Source organism: Falsiroseomonas ponticola (assembly GCF_016805305.1).
In the GTDB taxonomy this organism is placed as follows: Bacteria; Pseudomonadota; Alphaproteobacteria; order Acetobacterales; family Acetobacteraceae; genus Falsiroseomonas; species Falsiroseomonas ponticola.
The window spans coordinates 1,101,732-1,119,280 of record NZ_JAERQN010000001.1 but is presented as its reverse complement, the minus strand read 5'-3'; the positions used below and the strand labels follow the sequence as shown (position 1 = coordinate 1,119,280).

Here is a 17,549-nt window from a genome sequence, read left to right as displayed (position 1 = left end):
TGCCGTTTCGTGCATCAATCCCCGGGGCGTCAATCCAGCCGCAGGCCGATGGCGCGGATCACCGGCGTCCAGGTCGCGCGTTCCTCGGCCAGGTAGGCGGCCAGGTGTTCGGGCCCGCTGGCGGCGGGCTCGGCGCCCTGGCGGGCGACCGCGCCGCGAACCGCCTCCTCGCCCAGCGCCTCCGCCAGCGCGCCGGCGATGCGGTCCAGGACCGGGCGCGGCGTGCCGGCGGGGGCGAGCAGCGCCTGGAAGTTGCGGACGATCAGCTGCGGGAAGCCTTCCTCCGCCGTGGTCGGAATGGCGGGGGCAAGGGGTGAACGGCGCGGCGCGGTGGTGGCCAGCGCGCGCAGGCGGCCATTCTCCACCAGGGTCAGCACGGCGGAGATGTCGCCGAACAGGGCCTCGATCTTGCCGCCCATGAGGTCCGGCAGCGCGGCGCCGGTGCCGCGATAGGGCACGTGTTCCAGGCGGATGCCGGCGAGCTGGCCCAGCAGTTCGGCCGCCAGGTGTGGCGTGGTGCCGATGCCGGCGGAGCCCATGTTGATCTCGCCCGGCCGCGATTTCGCCAGGGCCACGAATTCGGCCAGGTTGCGGGCGGGCAGGCCGGGCGTGACGACCAGCATCTGCGGGCTGTCCGCGATCAGCGCGACCGGCGCCAGCGCATTCAACAGGTCCGGCGCGCCGGCACCCCCCGCCGCCGGCGCGATGACCAGCGGGCCGGAGGAGCCGACGAGCAGCGTATAGCCATCCGGCCTGGCGGCGGCGACGTAGCGGGCGCCAACGACGCCCCCTGCCCCCGCCCGGTTCTCCACCACCACCGGCTGGCCGAGGCGCCGGCGCAGCCCCTCCGCCGCCGGGCGGGCGATGTTGTCCACCGGGCCGCCGGGGGCGAAGGGCACCACCAGCGTCACCGCGCGCTGTGGCCAGGGCTCCTGCGCCCGCGCCAGCGCGGGCAGCAGCAGGGGCGTGGCGAGGAGCGCGCGGCGATGCATGGCGTCAGCGTCCCTTGAAGGCAGGCTTGCGCTTCTCCGCGAAGGCCTTCCAGGCTTCCTGCGTGTCTTCCGTCGAGGCCAGCGCGACGGTCTGCGACTGCTCGAAGCGGTAGCCCTCATGCAGCGGCATGTATTCGGTGACCTGGAAGCTCTTCTTCGCGGCCTGGACCGCGAGCGGCACCTTGCCCGCGATCTCGCGGCCGATCTTCTGCGCCTCCGCCAGCAGCGCATCGCGCGGCAGGCAGAGCGAGGCCGCGCCCATGCGCAGCAGGTCGGGGCCGGTGAAGCGGCGCGCGGTGTAGATCATCAGCCGCGCATCGGACTGGCCGAGATGGCGCAGCACATGGCGCACGCCGCCGGCCAGGCCGACATCGACCTCCGTCATGGCGAGGTAGGCTTCCTCCGCCACCAGGATGATGTCGGCACTCAGCGCCAGCACGCAGCCCGCGCCGATGCCGAGGCCGTTGACCGCGGCGATGACGGGCTTGCCGCATTCCATCACGCTGTCGAAGACGGCGCGCGTCAGGCGGTTGTGGCGGGGATAGGCGCCGGGCTCACCCGCGATGTTCGGGCGTTCCTTGAGGTCCGCGCCGGCGCAGAAGGCCTTGCCATTCGCCGTCAGCACCACGGCGCGGACATCGGCGCGGTCATGCAGCTCGTCGAAGACGCGCACGATCTCCTGCCGCATGGCGAGGTTCATCGCATTCACCGGCGGGCGGTTCAGCGTGACGGTGGCGACGTAGTCCGCCACCTCCAGCGTCAGCGTTTCATACTCACTCATTCCGCTCGAATCCCCGCTGCCTCGATCACCTGTTTCCACCGCGCGCTCTCCGCGCGGATGGTCGCTGCCAGTTCCGCCGGCGTGGAGGGCGTGGCTTCCTCGCCCAGCGCTTCCATGCGGGCGCGGTAGGCGGGATCATTGAGGATGCCGACCACGGCCTGGTTCAGCCGCGCGACGATGGGCGCCGGCGTGCCGCCGGTGGTGGCGATGTAGTTGAAGGGCGCGGCATCAAAGCCGGGCAGCGCCTCCGCCAGGGCCGGCAGGTCGGGCGCGAGGGCGGAGCGCTGCGGCGTGGTGACGCCGAGCGCGCGGAGATGGCCGGAACGCGACGGCGGCAGCAGGATGGAAAGCGTGTCGAGCGCCATGCTGACCGTGCCGCCCATGAGGTCCGTCAGCGCCTGGCTGGTGCCGCGATAGGGGACATGGGTGATGTCGATCTGCGCGAGGAACTTCAGCATCTCCCCCGCCAGATGGGAGGATGACCCGATGCCGGAGGAGGCGAAGGTCAGCGTGCCGGGCCGCGCCTTGGCCAGCGCGATCAGCTCCTGGACGTTCCGCACGGGCAGGCCCGGATGCACGGCCAGCAGGTTCGGCGCGCGCTTGTAGCCGGCGACGGGGGCGAAATCGCGCTCCGGGTCATAGGGCACGCTGCGCATGAGGTGCGGGTTGATGATCTGCGGGCCGGGCGTGCCGTAGAGCAGCGTGTGGCCATCCGGCTGCGCGCGCGCCACCACCTGCGCGCCGATGGTGGCGCCGCCGCCCGGGCGGTTCTCCACCACCACGGGCTGGCCGAGGACCGGCGCCAGCGCTTCCGAGACCTGGCGCGCGCTGGCATCGGCGGAGCCGCCGGCGGCGAAGGGGCAGATCATGCGCAGCGGGCGGTTGGGGAAGGCCTGCGCCAGGGCCAGGGAGGGCGTGGCGAGCGCCGCGGCGATGGCGGCGCGACGGGTGATGCTCATTCGGCGGTGATCCCTCCCCTGCGGATCACCGGGCCCCAGCGATCCGATTCCTCCCGCACCATGGCGGCCAGCGCCTCCGGCGTGCCGCCCAGCTTCTCGATGCCCAGCGCCTCGAACCGCGCGCGCATCGCCGGCTGGTCGAGGATGGCGTTGACCGTGGCGTTGAGCACGGCGATCACCTCCGGCGGCGTGCGCGCCGGCGCCAGCAGGTAGTTGAAGCTGGCGTCGTGGTAGCCCGGCAGCGTCTGCGCCACCCGCGGCAATTCGGGCGCTGCGGCCGCCGGATCGGCGGTGGAGACGGCCAGCGCGCGCAGCCTGCCGTCCCGCACCAGCGGCAGCAGCGTCGCGATGTTGTCCATCATGAAATCGACGCGGCCGCCCATCACCTCCTGCACCGCGGGGGCGGTGCCGCGGAAGGGCACGTGCAGCATCTCCACATTCGCCATCTGGCCTAGCATGGCGGCGGCCAGGTGGCCGGAGGAGGCGACGCCGGCGGAGGCGAAGGTCAGCGCATTCGCTTCCCGCCGCGCCAGCGCGATGAGGCCCGGGATGTCGCGCGCGGGAAAATCGGGCCGCACCACCAGCAGCTTCGGCGCCTTCAGCACCGCGATCACCGGCGCGAAATCCGCGACGGGATCATAGGGCAGGGAGCGCATGAGATGCGGGTTGAGGATCTGCACATTGGGCGTGGCGTAGAGCAGCGTGTGCCCATCGGCCGCCGCGCGCGCCACGGCGACGGCGCCGATGGTGGTGCCGCCGCCGGGGCGGTTCTCCACCGTCATGGGCTGGCCGAGCTGTGCGGCCAGCTGCTCGGCGATGAGGCGCCCGACGGTATCGGCCGCCCCGCCGGGCGCGAAGGGCACCACCATGCGCATGGGGCGGGACGGGGCCCAGGGCGCCTGCGCCCACCCCTTCCGGACAAAGGCGGGCAGCGCGAGGCTGGAGAGGAGGAGCGTGCGGCGCGCGGTCATTCGAGGGTGATCCCCTGGGCGGTGATGACGCCGCGCCAGCGCGCGATCTCCTCCTGGATCATCGCGGCCAGTTCCTCCCGCGTGCCGCCCAGCGCCTCGGCCCCGAGGGTCGCGAAGCGGGCGCGGATGGCGGGGTCCTTCAGCACGCGGTCGAGCGTGGTGTTCAGGCTGGCGGTGATCTCGGGCGGGGTGCGGCCGGGGGCGAGCAGGTAGTTGAAGCTGGCGTCATGGAAGCCGGGCAGCGTGTCGGCGATCGGCGGAAGGTCGGGCGCGGCCTCCGCCCGGTCCCGCGTGCTGACGGCGAGCGCGCGCAGCCGCCCTTCCCGCACCAGCGGCAGCAGCGCCGCGGCGGTGTCGAGCGTGAGGTCGATGCGGCCCGCGAGCAGGTCCTGCACGCCGGGTGCCGTGCCGCGATAGGGGACGTGCAGCATCTCGATCCCCGCCATCTGGGAGAAGAGGGCGGCGGCGAGGTGCCCGGCGGAGCCGATGCCGGCGCTGCAATAGGTGAGCTGGCCGGGGCGCGCCTTGGCGAGCGCGATCAGCTCCGCCGTGCTGCGCACGGGCGAGTCGCCGCGCACGACGAGCAGCTTCGGTGCCCTCATCAGGGCGATAACGGGAGAAAAATCGTTGAAGGCGTCGTAGGGGACGCTGCGCATCATCAGCGGGTTCAGGATCTGCACGCCGGGCGGCGCGTAGAGCATGGTGTGGCCATCGGGTGGCGATTGCGCGACGGCGATGGCGCCCACGGATTGGTTGCCGCCGGGCCGGTTCTCCACCACCACGGCCTGGCCATAGGCCGCGCCGAGCGGCACGGCCACCAGGCGGGCCAGCGTATCCGCCGTGCCGCCCGGCGCCTGCGGCACGATGATGCGGAGGCTGCGCGTCGGCGCCCAGGGGGGCGCCCCGGGCGCCTGCGCACGCGCCACCGCGGGCAGCAGCAGCGGCGCGGCGAGGAGGGTGCGTCGCCGCATGGCGCTACTCCAGCCGCGCGCCGGTGGTGCGGACCACGTCGCCCCAGGTGGCATTCGTCTCGCGGATGAAGGTGTTGAATTCGGCCGGGGTGCTGCCGACGATGCGGCCGCCCTGTTCGCCGAGCACGCGGCGCACCTCCGCATCCTGCAGGGAAGCGCGCGCCGCGTTGACCAGGATGTCCACGCGGTCCTGCGGGATGGCGGCGGGGCCGAAGAGGCCATACCAGGTCTCGCTGATCATGTTGGGCACGCCGGCCTCGATGGCGGTCGGCACGTCCGGCAGGATGGCCAGGCGCTCCTGCGCCGTCACGGCCAGGGCGCGGAGCGCGCCGGCACGGACCTGGCCGATCAGCGCGGGGACGTCGGCGGCCAGGATCTGGATACGGCCCGCGAGCAGATCCGTCACCGCCGGCGCGGCGCCGCCATAGGGGATGTGGGTGATGTCGATGCCGGCGCGCAGCTTCAGCAGCTCACCCGCCATGTGCAGCGAGGATCCGATACCGGCGGAGCCGAAGGTGAGCTCGCCCGGCTTCGCCTTCGCCATGGCGACCAGCTCCGCCAGGTTGCGCACGGCGAGGTTCGGCGCGACGGAGACGATCTGCGGCACCGCCAGCACCTGCGTCACCGGCGTCAGGTCCCGCAGCGGGTCGTAGGGCATGTTGCTGCGCATATGCGGGATGATGACGATGGCGCCGGAGGACGCCATGACCAGCGTGTGGCCATCCGGCCGCGACTTGGAGGCGACATCGACGCCGATCAGGCCGCCCGCGCCGGCGCGCGCTTCCACCACGATGGGCCGGCCGAGGCGTTCCGACATGGCGCGGGCGACGACGCGGGCAATGATGTCGGCGGGACCACCGGCCGCGAAGGGCACGATCATGCGGATGGGCTGGTCGGGGAAGGTGGCCTGCGCCTGGGCCAGGCCGGGCATGGCCAGCAGGCCCATCGCGCCGAGGGCGCCGCGTCGTCCGATGTTCATGGGTGTTTCCTCCGCCGTTGTTTCATTCGTTCTAGTCGAAGAGCCGGGTGGGGTTCTCCACCAGGATGCGGCGCGCCAGGTCCGGGTCGCCCAGCGCGGCCCTGAAGGCATCCATCATCGCCCCCGCATCGGGCGGCGGCGTCATGCGCACATAGGGCCAGTCGGAGCCCCAGAGCAGCCGGTCCGGATTGGCGGCCACCAGCGCATCCTGGATGGGGCGCGGGTCGCAGGACAGGCGGCAGGTGGTGATCTTCACCCAGGCCAGGCCATCGCGCAGCAGGCTCAGCAGCTGCGCGAAGCCGGGATCATCGGCCCCGGCCGGCATGCCGCAATGATCGATGACGAGCGGCACGCCGAGCGGCGCGAGGTCCGGCAGCAGTTCCGCGAGCTGGGACGCGCTGGCCCAGAGATGCGCCTGCCACCCGAGCGCGCGGAGCCGCGGGGCGAGCAGCTTCAAGGTGTCCACGCCGATGGCGCCGGGATAGCGGCCGGTGCCGCCGGGGGCGCGCATCTCCACGAAACGCAGCGCACGGATGCCGGCCTCGTGCCAATCGCGCAGCGTGGCGTCGGTGACGGTCTCATCGGCGATCATCACGCCGCGCAGCGCGGAATCGCGGCGCAGCGCGTCCAGCAGGCAGGCGGGGTCGCGGCCATAGGGGGCGGGCTGCACCAGCACGGCGCGGGCGGTGCCGAGCTGCGCGCGCATCGCCGCATGCACCTCCAGCATCGCCTCCGGCAGCGCATAGGGCGAGGCGCCGGCGGGAAAGCGCGCATCGAAGACATGGGTATGCGTGTCCCAGGCGCCATCCGGCACCGCCTGGCGTGGGCGGGAGAGGCTCGGCGCGGGGACGGTCGCGTTCACGGCAGCGGCGCCAGGGTGAAGAGGCCGGAGGGCGGCGGCACCAGCGGCTCCGCCTCTCCCTCCGGCAGCGGCACGCCATGCGCGTTCAGCGTCATGGAGACCATGGTGTAGTAGCCGACCAGCGCCGTCAGCTCGACCACACCCTTCACGCCGAACAGCGTGCGCGCCTCGTCATAGATCGCGTCGGGCACGCGGCCATCTTCCTGCAGCGTGCGGGCGAATTCATAGACCACCGCCTCGTCGCGCTTGTCGAAGGCCGGTGCGCGGCCTTCGCGGATGGCATCGAGCACCGCCGCGGAGACGCCGACCTTGGCGGCGGTGGCGGCATGGACGAACCACTCCACCTGGCTGCTCCAGCGGCGGCCCGTGACGCAGATCGCTAGTTCGGACAGGCGCTTGTCGAGGCTGGTGGAGAAGCGCAGCGACTCGCCCAGCGCGGACCAGCGCCCGGCAAGTTCGGCATTGTGGATGGCCGCGCGCAGCGGGCCGATCACCTGGCCGCGGGGGCCGGAGACGACGCTGTCCCAGACCTTGCGCTGCGCCTCGTCCAGCTCGTCACGCGATGAGGGAAGCGGGATGCGCGGCATGGTCAGGTCACCTTCGCGGCGGCGAGCGCCGCCTGTTCGTCGTCATCGATGCCGAGTTCGCGCAGCACCTCCGCCGTGTGCTGGCCGAGCAGCGGCGGCGGGCGATCGAAGCTCAGTGGATTGTCCTTGAGGCGGATGGGGCTGACCACCTGCGGCACCTGCCCATGGGGATGCGGGACCATGCGCAGCATGTCGCGGTGCTTGACCTGCGGGTCCTGGAACACGTCGGGGACGGTGTTGATCGGGCCGCAGGGGACGCCGGCGGCATCCAGCATCGTGGTCAGCTCCAGCCGCGTGAAATCGGCGAAGCGCTCCGTCAGCATCGGCGTCAGCACGAGTTCGTTCTTCACGCGATCGGCGTTCTTGATGAAGCGCGGGTCCTGCGCCCAGTCGGGGCGCCCGATCGCCTCGCAGAGTTTCGCGAACTGCCCGTCATTCCCGACGGCGAGGACGATGTAGCCATCCGCGCAGGGGAAGACATCCTGCGGCTGGATGTTCGGGTGCCGGTTGCCGGCGCGGTGCGGGACCTTGCCGCCCACGAGGAAGTTCATCGCCTGGTTCGCGAGAAATGCCGTCTGCACGTCCAGCATGGCGAGGTCGATCGTCTCCCCCTGCCCCGTCCGGTCGCGATGCGCGACGGCGGCGAGGATCGCGGTCGCGGCGTACATGCCGGTCATGAGATCGACGATGGGAACGCCGACCTTCTGCGGCGGGCCCTCCTTCTCCCCAGTCACGGACATCAGCCCGCCCATGGCCTGGATCATGAAGTCATAGGCCGCCTGGTCGCGCCGCGGGCCGTCCTGGCCGAAGCCGGTGACGGAGCAGCAGATCAGACTGGGCTTGAGCTTGCGCAGGCTGTCGGCATCCAGCCCGTAGCGCGTCAGCGCGCCGGCCTTGAAGTTCTCCACGACGATGTCCGCCGTCTCTGCGATCTTCCGCACCACCGCCTGCCCCTCGGGCCGCGTGATATCGATGGTGACGGATCGCTTGCCGCGGTTGACGGAGAGGTAGTAGCCGGCCTCCTTCGTCGCGTTCCCGTCGCGATCCTTCAGGAAGGGCGGGCCCCAGGCGCGCGTGTCGTCGCCGGCGCCGGGACGTTCGATCTTGATCACGTCGGCGCCGAGATCGGCCAGGATCTGCGTCGCCCAGGGCGCGGCCATGATGCGGCCGAGGTCGAGGACACGGAGGTGGGAGAGCGGGCCGGCCATGGCGATCAGCCCTCAGCCACCACGGTCGCCATCATCGAGGGCCGCTTCGCGAATTCGGCATGCCAGGCGGCGAAGCGCGGGCAGGCGGTGCGCCAGTCGATATCGGCGAAGCGGAAATCGAGATAGGCGCCGACGACGCCGAGCGTGACCTGCGCGAGGCCGATCGGCCGCGAGGCGATGTCCGCGATCTCCGCGTCGATGGCGCGCAGCGCGTGCTGCGTCTTCAGCGCGAAGGCGTCGAGGAGTTCGGGCAGGGCGTGCTGCTTGTCCCGCTCGTTCCGCCAGAGGATGAGCGTGTCGAGGAAGCCCGTCGCCATGGCGTGGCGGCGGAGTTCCAGCCAGCGCGCGGGGCCCTCCACCGGGATCAGGCGCGGGCCGCCATGCAGCGTGTCGAGGTATTCGCAGATGACGCCGCTGTCGTAGAGGACGCTGCCATCGCCCAGTTCCAGCGTCGGGATCTTGCCGATGGGGTTCAGCGGCAGCAGGTCATGGTTCGGCTTGGTCATGGCGACGGGCGTGCGCACCGTGCGCAGGCGATCCACCACCCCGACCTCATGCGCGAAGACCATCACCTTACGCACGAAGGGCGAGCGCGGCGACCAATGCAGCGTCATCGGCGGCGGGGTGGTCGTCACGGTTGGTTTCCTCCAGGCAGGCGCGATCCGGACCGGGCCAAAAGGTCAGGACTATGACCTTATGGCGGAAGCCCGGCCCGGCGTCCAGTCTCAGCCCTTGGTGGCGTCGTGGTGGGAGCGGCCGGCGGCGAAGGCCGAAATGCCATCGGCGAGCATGGCGATCATGTCGGCGCGGGTTTCGTGCGTCACGGTCGCGTAGTGCGGCGCGACCACCAGGTTGGGCGCTTCCAGCATGGCGGGGTCGGGCACGGGTTCGGCGCGGAAGACATCGGTGGCGGCGCCGCGGATGGTGCCGGCCTTCAGCGCCGCGACCAGAGCGGGTTCATCGACGACGGTGCCGCGGGAGATGTTGACGAGAAACCCCTTGGGGCCGAGGCGCTGGAGCATCGCGGCATCGATGATGCGGTCAGTCTCCGCCCCACCCGGGCAGGTCAGCACCAGCACGTCGCACTGATCCACCATGGCAGCGAGGTCCGCGACATAGGGCCAGGTGACCTCCGGCTTCGGGCGCGGGCCGGACCAGATGACGTGCATCCCGATGCCCTGAGCCCGCCGCGCCACGGCCTGGCCGATCTTGCCGAGCCCGAAGATGCCGCAGGTCTTGCCGATGAGGCGCGTGGAGGGGGAGAGGCGCCCCTTCGCCCAGGCGCCGGACCGCACGAAGGCATCGGCCTCCACCACACGGCGGGCGATGCCGTAGAGCAGCGCGATCGCGAAATCGGCCGTGTCCTCCGTCAGCACATCCGGCGTGTTCAGCACGGCGATTCCGCGGGCGCGGGCCGCGTCGAGGTCGATGCGGTCGAGCCCCGTGCCCATGCTGGCCAGCAGCCTCGCATCCGGGAAGCGCGCGAAGGTCTCGGCGGAGGCGCCGGCCATGGCGGTGCCGAGCAGCACGCGGAAGCCGGGCACGGGGCCGGGCGGCAGGGTGGCGAGGTCGGTGATCACATGCCCCTGCGCCTCGATCGCGGCCTTCAGGTCGGCGGCGGCAGGCACGATGGCGAGGACTTTCTCCCCGGCGGGTTGCGGCATGGGCGTTTCCTCGGTCTATACTGCCTTAAAGGTCAGGGTAGTGGCCTTTTCAGGGGAAGGATAGGCCAGCCGCCATGGCGATCACCTACCAGGGCGTGAAGACCCTGACGGCGCAGCTCTATGACTGGTCGCTGCGCCGCATCCCGGAGGATACGAAGGAAGGGCTGCGCCGCGCCCGCCAGACGGAGACCCACCCGGGCGCGCAACGGGTGCTGGAGATCATGCTGGGCAGCGCGTTGCGGGCCGAGCAGACGGACCGCTTCGTGTGCTCCGATTCCGGCGTGCCCGTCTTCCAGGTCGGCATCGGGACCAACGCGAAGTGGGAAGGCGATATCAAGGCCGCCATCGTCGATGGCTTCGATGAGTTGGTGGAGACGATCAGGCCGCCGCTGCTGAAGCATGTGACGAACCCGCTGACGAATGAGCGCGGCTACAAGGGCAAGGACATGCCGCTTGTGAGCTGGGACATGATCAGCGGCGCCGATTATCTCGAGTTCGCCTGCCAGCCCAAGGCGCTGGGGTCCGGCCGCTGGGCGGCGGCGGAGACCTTCAGCTTCCCGTCGCTCGCGGATATCGAGGCCTATGTGATGAAGGTGGTCATGCAGGCGGGGTCGCAGCATTGCCCGCCGGTGATCATCGGCGTCGGCATCGGCGGCAGCTTCGACGTGGCCGCGAAGATCGCGAGCAAGGCGACCTATCGCCCCATCGGCAGCACCAATCCCGAGCCCGTGCTGGCGGCGATGGAGGAGAGGCTGCTGCGCGCGGTCAACGCCACCGGCTTCGGGCCGATGGGTACGGGCGGCGACACCACGGCACTGGCGGTGCATGTCGATTACGCCAGCGGCCATGGCTACACGCCCGTCGCCGTCTGCTTCAATTGCTGGATCAACCGCCGCACCCGCGCCCGGCTGCATGCGGATGGCTCCGTGGAGCGCATTGAATGAATTTGCTCGAGTACCGTCGTGTACGGATGCCGCTCTCCCGCGAAGACGCGCGGAGCCTGCGGGCGGGGGACATGGTGCTGCTGGATGGGGAGATCGTCATCACGGCGGGGCTGCCGACGCATCACCGCATTCTCGCCTGCATGGAGAAGGGCGAGAAGCCGCCGATCGAGTTGCAGAACGGGTCGCTGCTGCATCTCGGCTCCTACAGCCGGGATGCGGAGGATGGGGGGCTGGAGATCCTCTACATGAACCCCACCACCAGCACGCGCTTCAATCCGCTGATGCCGCGGCTGATCCGCCACTACGGGCTGACATCCGTTGGCGGCAAGGGCGGGCTGGATGCGGCGTGCAGGGAGGCGATGCAGGAGGTGGGCTGCGTCTATTTCTCCTTCCTCGGCGGCGGCGCGCCGCTGCATTCGGCCGCGATCAAGGCAGTGAAGCAGGTCGCGTGGAATGACCTGGTCGCGCATTACCGCCTGGTGCGCGTGGCGGTGGAGGGGCTGGGGCCCGTCACCGTCGGCATCGACGCCCATGGCAACAGCCTGTTCGAGAGCATCGCCGCCGACGCGACGGCACGCATGCCGGCGATCCTGGAGCAGCTTTCGCGCGACAGGGCGGGTGCATGAAACGCCGCGCGCTGCTGCTGGCGACCGTCGCCTCGCCCGCGGTCGCGCAAAGCTGGATGCCGTCGCGGCCGTTGCGGCTGGTGGTGCCCTTCGCGCCGGGCGGCAGCGTGGACCTCGCGGCGCGATTGCTCGCAGAGCCGCTGGGGCAGCGGCTTGGGCAATCCGTGGTGGTGGAGAACCGCACCGGTGCGGGCGGCGCCATCGGCGCGGATAGCGTGGCGAAGGCGGCACCGGATGGGCTGACCCTGCTCTGGGGATCGTCGGGCGTGCTGTCCATCGCGGCGGCGCTGCGCGGACGGCTGCCCTATGACCCCGCGCGGGACTTCGCGCCGGTAAGCCTGGTGATGCGGGCCTGGCATGGGCTGCTGGCCTCGCCACGGCTGGGGGCGGTGGACCTGCCGCAGGTGCTGGCCATGGCGCGGACGCGGCCGGGGGCGCTGAACATCGCCTCCGGCGGCACGGGATCGGCGACGCATCTGCTGGCGGAACGCCTCAAGCTCATCGCCGGCGTGGACATGGTGCATGTGCCCTATCGCGGCAGCGGCGCGGTCTATCCGGACCTCGCGGCGGGGCTGGTGCAGCTGGTGTTCGAAAGCCTGCCCGTGGCGCTGGCGCAGTCCCGCGGGGACAGCGCGCGATTGATCGCGGTCAGCGCGCCCACGCGCACGGCGCTGGCGCCCGACGTGCCGACGCTGGTGGAAAGCGGCGTGCCGGGCTTCGTCACCAGCGCCTGGTTCGGCGTGCTGGTGCCGGCCGCGACGCCGGATTCCATCCGCGCCGTGCTGGGCGATGCGATCCGGGAGGTTTCCTCGGTACCCGACTTCCGGCGGCGTGCGCTGGAGGCCGGGCTCGAAGTGGTGGCTTCCTCCGCCGCCGAATTTGCCGAGTTGCTGGCGACGGAGACGCGGGACTGGGCGGAGGTCGGCGCGCGGACGGGCCTCAAGCTGGATTAGTTAAGGGAAATACCCTCGAGCCGCATGATGCCATCGGGCAAGGCCCGAAAGCCCGACAGGCGCGATGCGTGGGCGAAGCGCCAGCCCTCATGCACGAGGTAGATCCGGTGGCGGTCGGGCAGCGCGATGCCGAGTGCCGCCGCGTAGTGGCGCGCACGCTCCGCGGGCTCGACGCTGGCGCGCGCGGCTTCCAGCGCGGCATCCACGCGCGGGTCGCAGAATTTGCTGTCGTTGTTGGCACCGCGGCAGTGGTTGAAGGCGAAGATGTTGCCATCGGGATCGACGCGGCCGGACCAGCCGATCAGGAAGGCCTGGAACTCGCCGCGATTCATCATGCCGGCCGCGGTGGCGAGTTCGCGCACCTCGATCCGCAGGTCGAAGCCGCCGTCGCGCACCATGGCCTGCATCACCTCTGCCATCTGGCGGAATTCGGGGATGTTGGGGACCAGCATCGTGACCTGCGGGCTGGGCTGGCCGGCTTCAGCCAGCAAGCGGCGCGCGGCCGCGACATCGCGCGGCGCCATCGGGAAGGAAGCCGCGTAAAAGGGGCTGCCGGGCGGGATGGGCTGGTTGCCGGGGGTATTCGCACCCTCGAACACCACCTGGTTCAGCGCTTCGCGATCCAGCGCCAGGTCGAAGGCCTGGCGCAGCCGTGCATCCTGGCCGAAGGGGTTCTGGGCGCGCGGGCCGTTGCCGACATTGGCGATGATGGAGGTGAAGCCGAAGCCCCGCGCCTCCGCATAGCGCAGCCGCGTGTCGCGGCGCAGGCCGGCGACGTCATTCGCCGCCACGCGCTCCACCAGATCTAGCGTGCCGGATCGCAGGTTGAGGATGCGCACCGTGCTGTCGGGGATGGGGCGGAAGCTGACGCTTTCCACCTTCACCTCGGCCGCATTCCAGTGGCCAGGGAACCGACGGAAGTCGATCCGTTCCTGCGGCACCTGGGCCACGAAGGCGAAGGGGCCGGAGCAGATGGGGGCGCGGGCGAAGTCGTTGCCAGCAGCCTGCACGGCGCTTGGCGACATCACCATCCCCGCGCGATCCGCGAGTTGTGCCAGCAGGGGCGCGGAGGGGGCGGAGAGGCGCAGCACGACGGTGCGCGCATCCGGCACCTCGATCGCGCTGATCTCCGCGATCTCGCTGCGGCGTCGGGAGGAAGGGAGCGTCGCGGCGCGGGTGAGGCTGAAGCGCACGGCTTCCGCATCGACCGGCGTGCCGTCATGGAAGGTGGCGCCGGCCCGCAGCGTCAGGGTCAGCGCACGGCGATCCTCGCTCCAGGCCCAGCGCTCCGCCAGGCGCGGTACGAAGTTCAGGTTCGCATCCACGTCGAGCAGCTTGTCGCAGAGCGCCGTCAGCACGCTGCGGCCCGCGATGGTGTTGGACAGCACGGGATCGAGCGTATCGATATCCGACGCCAGGCCGATGCGCAGCGTGCCCGCTTGCTGCGCCAGCGCGGGTGTCGCGGCCAGCAGCGCGGCGGCGATGATGCGGCCTGCGGATTTCATGCGATGATGCCTCGTTTCCCCGTGAAGGAGCCTAGTGGATGCCGCGTGAGGTTGTGAAGTCGGCGGAATGCGCGCCGACCCCGCCCTTCTTCAGCCAGGCTGTGAAGGTGAACGGCATGGTGTTCATCTCCGGGCAGTTGGCGCGCGATGCCGCGGGCACGATCATCGGAAAGGGCGACATGGCGGCGCAGACGCGGCAGGTGATCGCGAACCTGCAAGCGATCATTCGCGCGGCCGGCGGCGATCTTCGCCACATCGTGAAGCTGACGGCCTTCATGACCGACATGGCGCGCGCGCCGGAAGCCTGGGCGGTGCGGGAGGAATTCTTCGGCGCGCATCCCCCGGCCAGCACCGGCGTGCAGGTGCAGCGCCTGACCCATCCCGACTTCATGATCGAGATGGAGGCGATCGCGGTGATCGAGGATTGAAGGGACTCACTTCATCATCGCCGGCAGCACCAGCGCGATGGAGGGCAGCAGGCACAGCAGCAGCACCGTCAGCATCATCGCGCCCAGGAAGGGCAGTGCGCCCAGCGCGATGGTGCGCAGGGATACATCCTTGCCGATGCCCTGCAGCACGAAGAGGTTCATGCCGACCGGTGGCGTGATCAGCCCGACCTCCGCCATGATCACCAGGATGACGCCCATCCAGATGGCATCGAAGCCCAGCGCCTGGCTGACGGGAAACACCACCGGCAGGGTCAGCACCAGCATGGAGATGCTGTCGAGGAACATGCCGAGGATCACATAGACCAGGATGATCGCCAGGAACACCGTCCAGCGATCAAGCCCGCCGCCGGTCGCGAGGCTCATCACCTGCTGCGACACCTTCAGGAAGTCGAAGCCGTAGGAGAGGATGTTGGCGCCGACGACGATGATGAAGATGAAGGAAGTGACGACGACCGTCTCCTCCAGGCAGGCCCAGAGCATGGCGCGGGAAAGGCGCCCGCGGGCCAGCGCGAAGAGGAAGGCGGCGGCCGCGCCGATGGCGCCCGTCTCCGACGCCGTGGCGAGCCCGCCATAGAGCGAGCCGATCACCATCAGGATCAGCAGCAGCACCAGCCCGCTATCCACCAGGCTGTCGCGGGACAGGGGCGGACCCTCTCCACGGCGGATGGAAGGCGCATCCTGCGGCCTCAGCCAGACCCAGCCCAGGATGACGCCCATGAAGAGCAGCATCATCAGGATGCCCGGCAGGATGCCGGCCAGGAAAAGCTCCACCACGGAAACGCCGACCGTGGTCGCGTAGATGATCATCGGCACGCTGGGCGGGATGAGGATGCCGAGCGTGCCGCCCGCGGCGACGCTGCCATAGGCCAGCGCCGGGCTGTAGCGGCGGCGCGTCATCTCCGGGCAGGCGACAGAGCCGACCGTCGCGGCGGTGGCGACGGAGGATCCGGAGACGGCGGCGAAGATGCCGCATCCCGCCGTCGCGGCATGGGCGAGGCCCCCCGGCAGCGGCGCCAGCACGCGGGCCATCACCACGAACAGCTCGTCCGACAGCCGGCTGCGCACCAGCAGCGCGCCCATCAGGACGTAGAGCGGCACGGCGGTGAGGGAGAAGCTGTTGACGCCGGACCAGGCACGCTCCGCGATCGTCATCGGGAAGGGCATGGGCAGCAGGAAGTAGATCGCCAGCAACCCGACCAAAGCGAGGGCGAAGGCGATGCGGAGCCCCGTGGCCAGGAAGCCCGCGATGCCGGCGAAGAGCAGCAGGGCCAGCGTGCCCGCGCCCCAATCCTTCGCCACGGCGAAGAGCGCGATGCAGCCGAGCAGCCCGCCCGCCGCCATCAGCCCCGGCCGCAGCCCCGCGACGAAGCTGCCCGACAGCACCGCCGCCAGCACCAGCACGCTGCCGAGGTCGATGCGCCCGATGCCGCTCATCGGCACGTCCCGCCCGAAGGACAGCAGCAGCAGCGCCAGGACCAGCACCAGCGCATAGGGCAGCGTCCGCCGCCAGCGCGGGAGATGCGCGGAGAGCGTCTCGACCTCCACCAGCAGCGCCAGCGCGAGCCCGGCCAGGCCGATGGCGATCGGCAGCTTCGGCATCCAGGTCGGCGTCAGCAGCAGGGAGAAGATCCGCGCCTCGTTCACATAATCCGAGGCCACCATCAGCGCCGACTGCCAGGCAGCCAGCAGGGTGATCAGCAGCCCGACCCAGGCGCAGGCGATCTCCAGGTCCCGCCGCACCGCGCCCTGCAGCAGGTTCGGCAGGAACTCCACGCGGACATTGGCGCCCGCGAGATGCGTGGCGCCGGCGCCGAGGAAGATGGTGGCGATGAGGAAATAGGTGCTGAGCTCCGTCGCCCAGACCGTCGGCGCGTTGAAGGCGTAGCGGACGCCGACGTCATAGGTGGTGGAGAGCGCCATGGCGACCACGCCGGCCACCGCCAGCCAGAGCATCACCTGGCAGAGGGCGCGGGCGATGCGCCCGCCGAGTGTTGCCGAATCCGCTTCGGTCGCACCGTGATCCTGCATCATTCCCCGCGCTTGACAGCGACAAAGCGGCAGCGTGAAGATTTGTCCGGACAAAGACAAGGGGGCGATGATGGTCACGCGACGCGGCTTGCTGGGGTCCACCATCGCGGCGGGGCTGGCGGCACCGGCCCTGGCGCAGGCGCCGATCCGCTGGAACATCGGCTTCGTGAACGCGACCGGCTCCTCCTATGTGGAGACGCTGCGCCCCTCCGCCGGGCGCATCGCGCAGGCGACCGGCGGGCGGCTGACGATCGAGCTCTACGACACGCTGGTGGCGGGGCCGGAGCAGCCGGCGGCGGTGCGGGACGGGCGGCTGGATGGCAGCTTCGCCGTCTCCCCGTGGTTGTCCGCGGAGGCGCCCTACATCAATTTCGGCCACCTCCCAGGCCTCATCACCGATGTCGCGCGCTACCAGCGCATGCTCGACCCGCTGCTGCGCGACGAGATGGCGAAGGTCTGGCGGGACCGCTACCGGTCCGTGCAGCTCGCCACCGGCGTCTTCGAGGACCAGTGCATCATCTCCCGCGCGCCGCTGCGGACGGTGGCGGATTTCGCCGGCAAGAAGGTGCGCGTGCACAACACGGAAGCCGGCGCGCTGATGCAGAAGATCGGCGCGGCGCCGACGCCGGTGCCCTTCGGGGAGATCGTGCCCGCGCTGCAGCGCGGCATCGTGGACCTCGTGATGACCAGCGTCGGCACCGCGGGCGGCTTCGGCTTCCACAACGTGACCAGGGATTTCTCCACCTGGCGCATCGGCACCATCGTGCCCTGGTCGCTGGTGGTGAATGCGCAGGTCTGGGGGCGGCTGCCGGAGGCGCTGAAGCCCGTGGTGCAGGCCGAGTTCCGCAAGATCGAGGATGAGCACTTCGCCAACCATGCGCCCTTCAGCGCGGCCGCGATCCAGCGGCTCGTCGCTTCCGGCATGAACCACTATGTCGCGCCGGAGGCGGAACTGGCGAAGATGTTCGCGCCCGCGAATGTCGAGGCGGTGTTCGAGAACTGGTACCAGCGCTGCGAACGCGCGGGCAATGACGGCCGCGCGCTGGTGCGCCGGATCCAGGCGCTGTGAG

General features: G+C 70.8%; 18 protein-coding genes. 5 read left to right on the top strand and 13 right to left on the bottom strand.

The window, feature by feature from the left end; translation table 11 throughout:
• Positions 1 to 29: 29 nt before the first annotated feature.
• The 11 genes from JJI54_RS05415 to JJI54_RS05365 all read right to left on the bottom strand — a co-directional run bounded on the left by JJI54_RS05415 (position 30) and on the right by JJI54_RS05365 (position 9,974).
• Entirely contained in the window at positions 30 to 992 is a 963-nt protein-coding gene (locus tag JJI54_RS05415; RefSeq protein WP_203071657.1) for a Bug family tripartite tricarboxylate transporter substrate binding protein, read from the bottom strand.
• A gap of 4 nt (positions 993 to 996) precedes the next feature.
• Positions 997 to 1,773, bottom strand: coding sequence for an enoyl-CoA hydratase/isomerase family protein (locus JJI54_RS05410; RefSeq protein WP_203071655.1), 777 nt, complete (start codon positions 1,771 to 1,773; stop codon positions 997 to 999).
• Complete coding sequence (locus tag JJI54_RS05405; RefSeq protein ID WP_203071654.1) at positions 1,770 to 2,732, bottom strand: Bug family tripartite tricarboxylate transporter substrate binding protein; 963 nt, start codon at positions 2,730 to 2,732, stop codon at positions 1,770 to 1,772. Before JJI54_RS05405 ends, JJI54_RS05410 begins: the two co-directional genes overlap by 4 nt.
• On the bottom strand, positions 2,729 to 3,703 hold the full coding sequence (locus tag JJI54_RS05400; RefSeq protein ID WP_203071652.1) for a Bug family tripartite tricarboxylate transporter substrate binding protein: 975 nt from the start codon (positions 3,701 to 3,703) through the stop codon (positions 2,729 to 2,731). Before JJI54_RS05400 ends, JJI54_RS05405 begins: the two co-directional genes overlap by 4 nt.
• A complete protein-coding gene (locus JJI54_RS05395; protein WP_203071650.1) occupies positions 3,700 to 4,674 on the bottom strand; it encodes a Bug family tripartite tricarboxylate transporter substrate binding protein in 975 nt (324 codons plus the stop codon). The genes JJI54_RS05400 and JJI54_RS05395 overlap by 4 nt, the downstream gene beginning before the upstream one ends.
• A 4-nt stretch (positions 4,675 to 4,678) precedes the next feature.
• Positions 4,679 to 5,653: a Bug family tripartite tricarboxylate transporter substrate binding protein gene (locus tag JJI54_RS05390; RefSeq protein ID WP_203071648.1), complete on the bottom strand. Its 975-nt coding sequence runs from the start codon at positions 5,651 to 5,653 to the stop codon at positions 4,679 to 4,681.
• Between the two features lie 31 nt (positions 5,654 to 5,684).
• Positions 5,685 to 6,515, bottom strand: coding sequence for an amidohydrolase family protein (locus JJI54_RS05385; protein WP_203071646.1), 831 nt, complete (start codon positions 6,513 to 6,515; stop codon positions 5,685 to 5,687).
• A complete protein-coding gene (locus JJI54_RS05380; RefSeq protein WP_203071644.1) occupies positions 6,512 to 7,102 on the bottom strand; it encodes a carboxymuconolactone decarboxylase family protein in 591 nt (196 codons plus the stop codon). The genes JJI54_RS05385 and JJI54_RS05380 overlap by 4 nt, the downstream gene beginning before the upstream one ends.
• Before the next feature lie 2 nt (positions 7,103 to 7,104).
• Positions 7,105 to 8,310, bottom strand: a complete 1,206-nt coding sequence (locus JJI54_RS05375; protein ID WP_203071642.1) for a CaiB/BaiF CoA transferase family protein — start codon at positions 8,308 to 8,310, stop codon at positions 7,105 to 7,107.
• Positions 8,311 to 8,315: 5 nt separating this feature from the next.
• On the bottom strand, positions 8,316 to 8,945 hold the full coding sequence (locus JJI54_RS05370) for a glutathione S-transferase family protein (RefSeq protein ID WP_318987447.1): 630 nt from the start codon (positions 8,943 to 8,945) through the stop codon (positions 8,316 to 8,318).
• Between the two features lie 90 nt (positions 8,946 to 9,035).
• Positions 9,036 to 9,974, bottom strand: coding sequence for a 2-hydroxyacid dehydrogenase (locus tag JJI54_RS05365; RefSeq protein ID WP_203071640.1), 939 nt, complete (start codon positions 9,972 to 9,974; stop codon positions 9,036 to 9,038).
• 74 nt (positions 9,975 to 10,048) lie between these two features.
• Between JJI54_RS05365 and JJI54_RS05360 the strand changes: the two genes are divergently transcribed.
• Genes JJI54_RS05360 through JJI54_RS05350 form a run of 3 tightly spaced genes read left to right on the top strand, consistent with a single transcriptional unit; the run spans position 10,049 to position 12,497 of the window.
• Complete coding sequence (locus JJI54_RS05360; RefSeq protein ID WP_203071638.1) at positions 10,049 to 10,918, top strand: fumarate hydratase; 870 nt, start codon at positions 10,049 to 10,051, stop codon at positions 10,916 to 10,918.
• The gene (locus tag JJI54_RS05355) at positions 10,915 to 11,544 is read left to right on the top strand and encodes a fumarate hydratase C-terminal domain-containing protein (protein WP_203071636.1); all 630 of its coding nucleotides are present in this window, start codon (positions 10,915 to 10,917) and stop codon (positions 11,542 to 11,544) included. The genes JJI54_RS05360 and JJI54_RS05355 overlap by 4 nt, the downstream gene beginning before the upstream one ends.
• Entirely contained in the window at positions 11,541 to 12,497 is a 957-nt protein-coding gene (locus JJI54_RS05350; protein WP_203071634.1) for a Bug family tripartite tricarboxylate transporter substrate binding protein, read from the top strand. Before JJI54_RS05355 ends, JJI54_RS05350 begins: the two co-directional genes overlap by 4 nt.
• Here JJI54_RS05350 and JJI54_RS05345 read toward each other — a convergent pair.
• Positions 12,494 to 14,002, bottom strand: a complete 1,509-nt coding sequence (locus JJI54_RS05345) for an ABC transporter substrate-binding protein (RefSeq protein WP_203071632.1) — start codon at positions 14,000 to 14,002, stop codon at positions 12,494 to 12,496. The two genes, JJI54_RS05350 and JJI54_RS05345, sit on opposite strands and share 4 nt — an antisense overlap.
• Before the next feature lie 38 nt (positions 14,003 to 14,040).
• On the opposite strand from JJI54_RS05345, the gene JJI54_RS05340 reads away from it, so the two are divergent.
• Entirely contained in the window at positions 14,041 to 14,430 is a 390-nt protein-coding gene (locus JJI54_RS05340; RefSeq protein WP_203071630.1) for a RidA family protein, read from the top strand.
• 6 nt (positions 14,431 to 14,436) lie between these two features.
• Here the strand turns inward: JJI54_RS05340 and JJI54_RS05335 are convergent, their stop codons facing one another.
• On the bottom strand, positions 14,437 to 16,482 hold the full coding sequence (locus JJI54_RS05335) for a TRAP transporter large permease (protein WP_203071628.1): 2,046 nt from the start codon (positions 16,480 to 16,482) through the stop codon (positions 14,437 to 14,439).
• Positions 16,483 to 16,549: 67 nt separating this feature from the next.
• On the opposite strand from JJI54_RS05335, the gene JJI54_RS05330 reads away from it, so the two are divergent.
• On the top strand, positions 16,550 to 17,548 hold the full coding sequence (locus tag JJI54_RS05330) for a TRAP transporter substrate-binding protein (protein ID WP_203071626.1): 999 nt from the start codon (positions 16,550 to 16,552) through the stop codon (positions 17,546 to 17,548).
• Position 17,549: the final 1 nt, after the last annotated feature.

What these genes read in the sequence shown, in the direction of transcription:
- JJI54_RS05415 (WP_203071657.1), bottom strand. Translation starts at nt 992, where the DNA reads ATGCATCGCCGCGCGCTCCTCGCCACGCCCCTGCTGCTGCCCGCGCTG.
- JJI54_RS05395 (WP_203071650.1), bottom strand. Translation starts at nt 4,674, where the DNA reads ATGCGGCGACGCACCCTCCTCGCCGCGCCGCTGCTGCTGCCCGCGGTG.
- JJI54_RS05380 (WP_203071644.1), bottom strand. Translation starts at nt 7,102, where the DNA reads ATGCCGCGCATCCCGCTTCCCTCATCGCGTGACGAGCTGGACGAGGCG.
- JJI54_RS05350 (WP_203071634.1), top strand. Translation starts at nt 11,541, where the DNA reads ATGAAACGCCGCGCGCTGCTGCTGGCGACCGTCGCCTCGCCCGCGGTC.
- JJI54_RS05400 (WP_203071652.1), bottom strand. Translation starts at nt 3,703, where the DNA reads ATGACCGCGCGCCGCACGCTCCTCCTCTCCAGCCTCGCGCTGCCCGCC.
- JJI54_RS05410 (WP_203071655.1), bottom strand. Translation starts at nt 1,773, where the DNA reads ATGAGTGAGTATGAAACGCTGACGCTGGAGGTGGCGGACTACGTCGCC.
- JJI54_RS05355 (WP_203071636.1), top strand. Translation starts at nt 10,915, where the DNA reads ATGAATTTGCTCGAGTACCGTCGTGTACGGATGCCGCTCTCCCGCGAA.
- JJI54_RS05360 (WP_203071638.1), top strand. Translation starts at nt 10,049, where the DNA reads ATGGCGATCACCTACCAGGGCGTGAAGACCCTGACGGCGCAGCTCTAT.
- JJI54_RS05330 (WP_203071626.1), top strand. Translation starts at nt 16,550, where the DNA reads ATGGTCACGCGACGCGGCTTGCTGGGGTCCACCATCGCGGCGGGGCTG.
- JJI54_RS05375 (WP_203071642.1), bottom strand. Translation starts at nt 8,310, where the DNA reads ATGGCCGGCCCGCTCTCCCACCTCCGTGTCCTCGACCTCGGCCGCATC.
- JJI54_RS05335 (WP_203071628.1), bottom strand. Translation starts at nt 16,482, where the DNA reads ATGATGCAGGATCACGGTGCGACCGAAGCGGATTCGGCAACACTCGGC.
- JJI54_RS05340 (WP_203071630.1), top strand. Translation starts at nt 14,041, where the DNA reads ATGCCGCGTGAGGTTGTGAAGTCGGCGGAATGCGCGCCGACCCCGCCC.
- JJI54_RS05365 (WP_203071640.1), bottom strand. Translation starts at nt 9,974, where the DNA reads ATGCCGCAACCCGCCGGGGAGAAAGTCCTCGCCATCGTGCCTGCCGCC.
- JJI54_RS05390 (WP_203071648.1), bottom strand. Translation starts at nt 5,653, where the DNA reads ATGAACATCGGACGACGCGGCGCCCTCGGCGCGATGGGCCTGCTGGCC.
- JJI54_RS05405 (WP_203071654.1), bottom strand. Translation starts at nt 2,732, where the DNA reads ATGAGCATCACCCGTCGCGCCGCCATCGCCGCGGCGCTCGCCACGCCC.
- JJI54_RS05345 (WP_203071632.1), bottom strand. Translation starts at nt 14,002, where the DNA reads ATGAAATCCGCAGGCCGCATCATCGCCGCCGCGCTGCTGGCCGCGACA.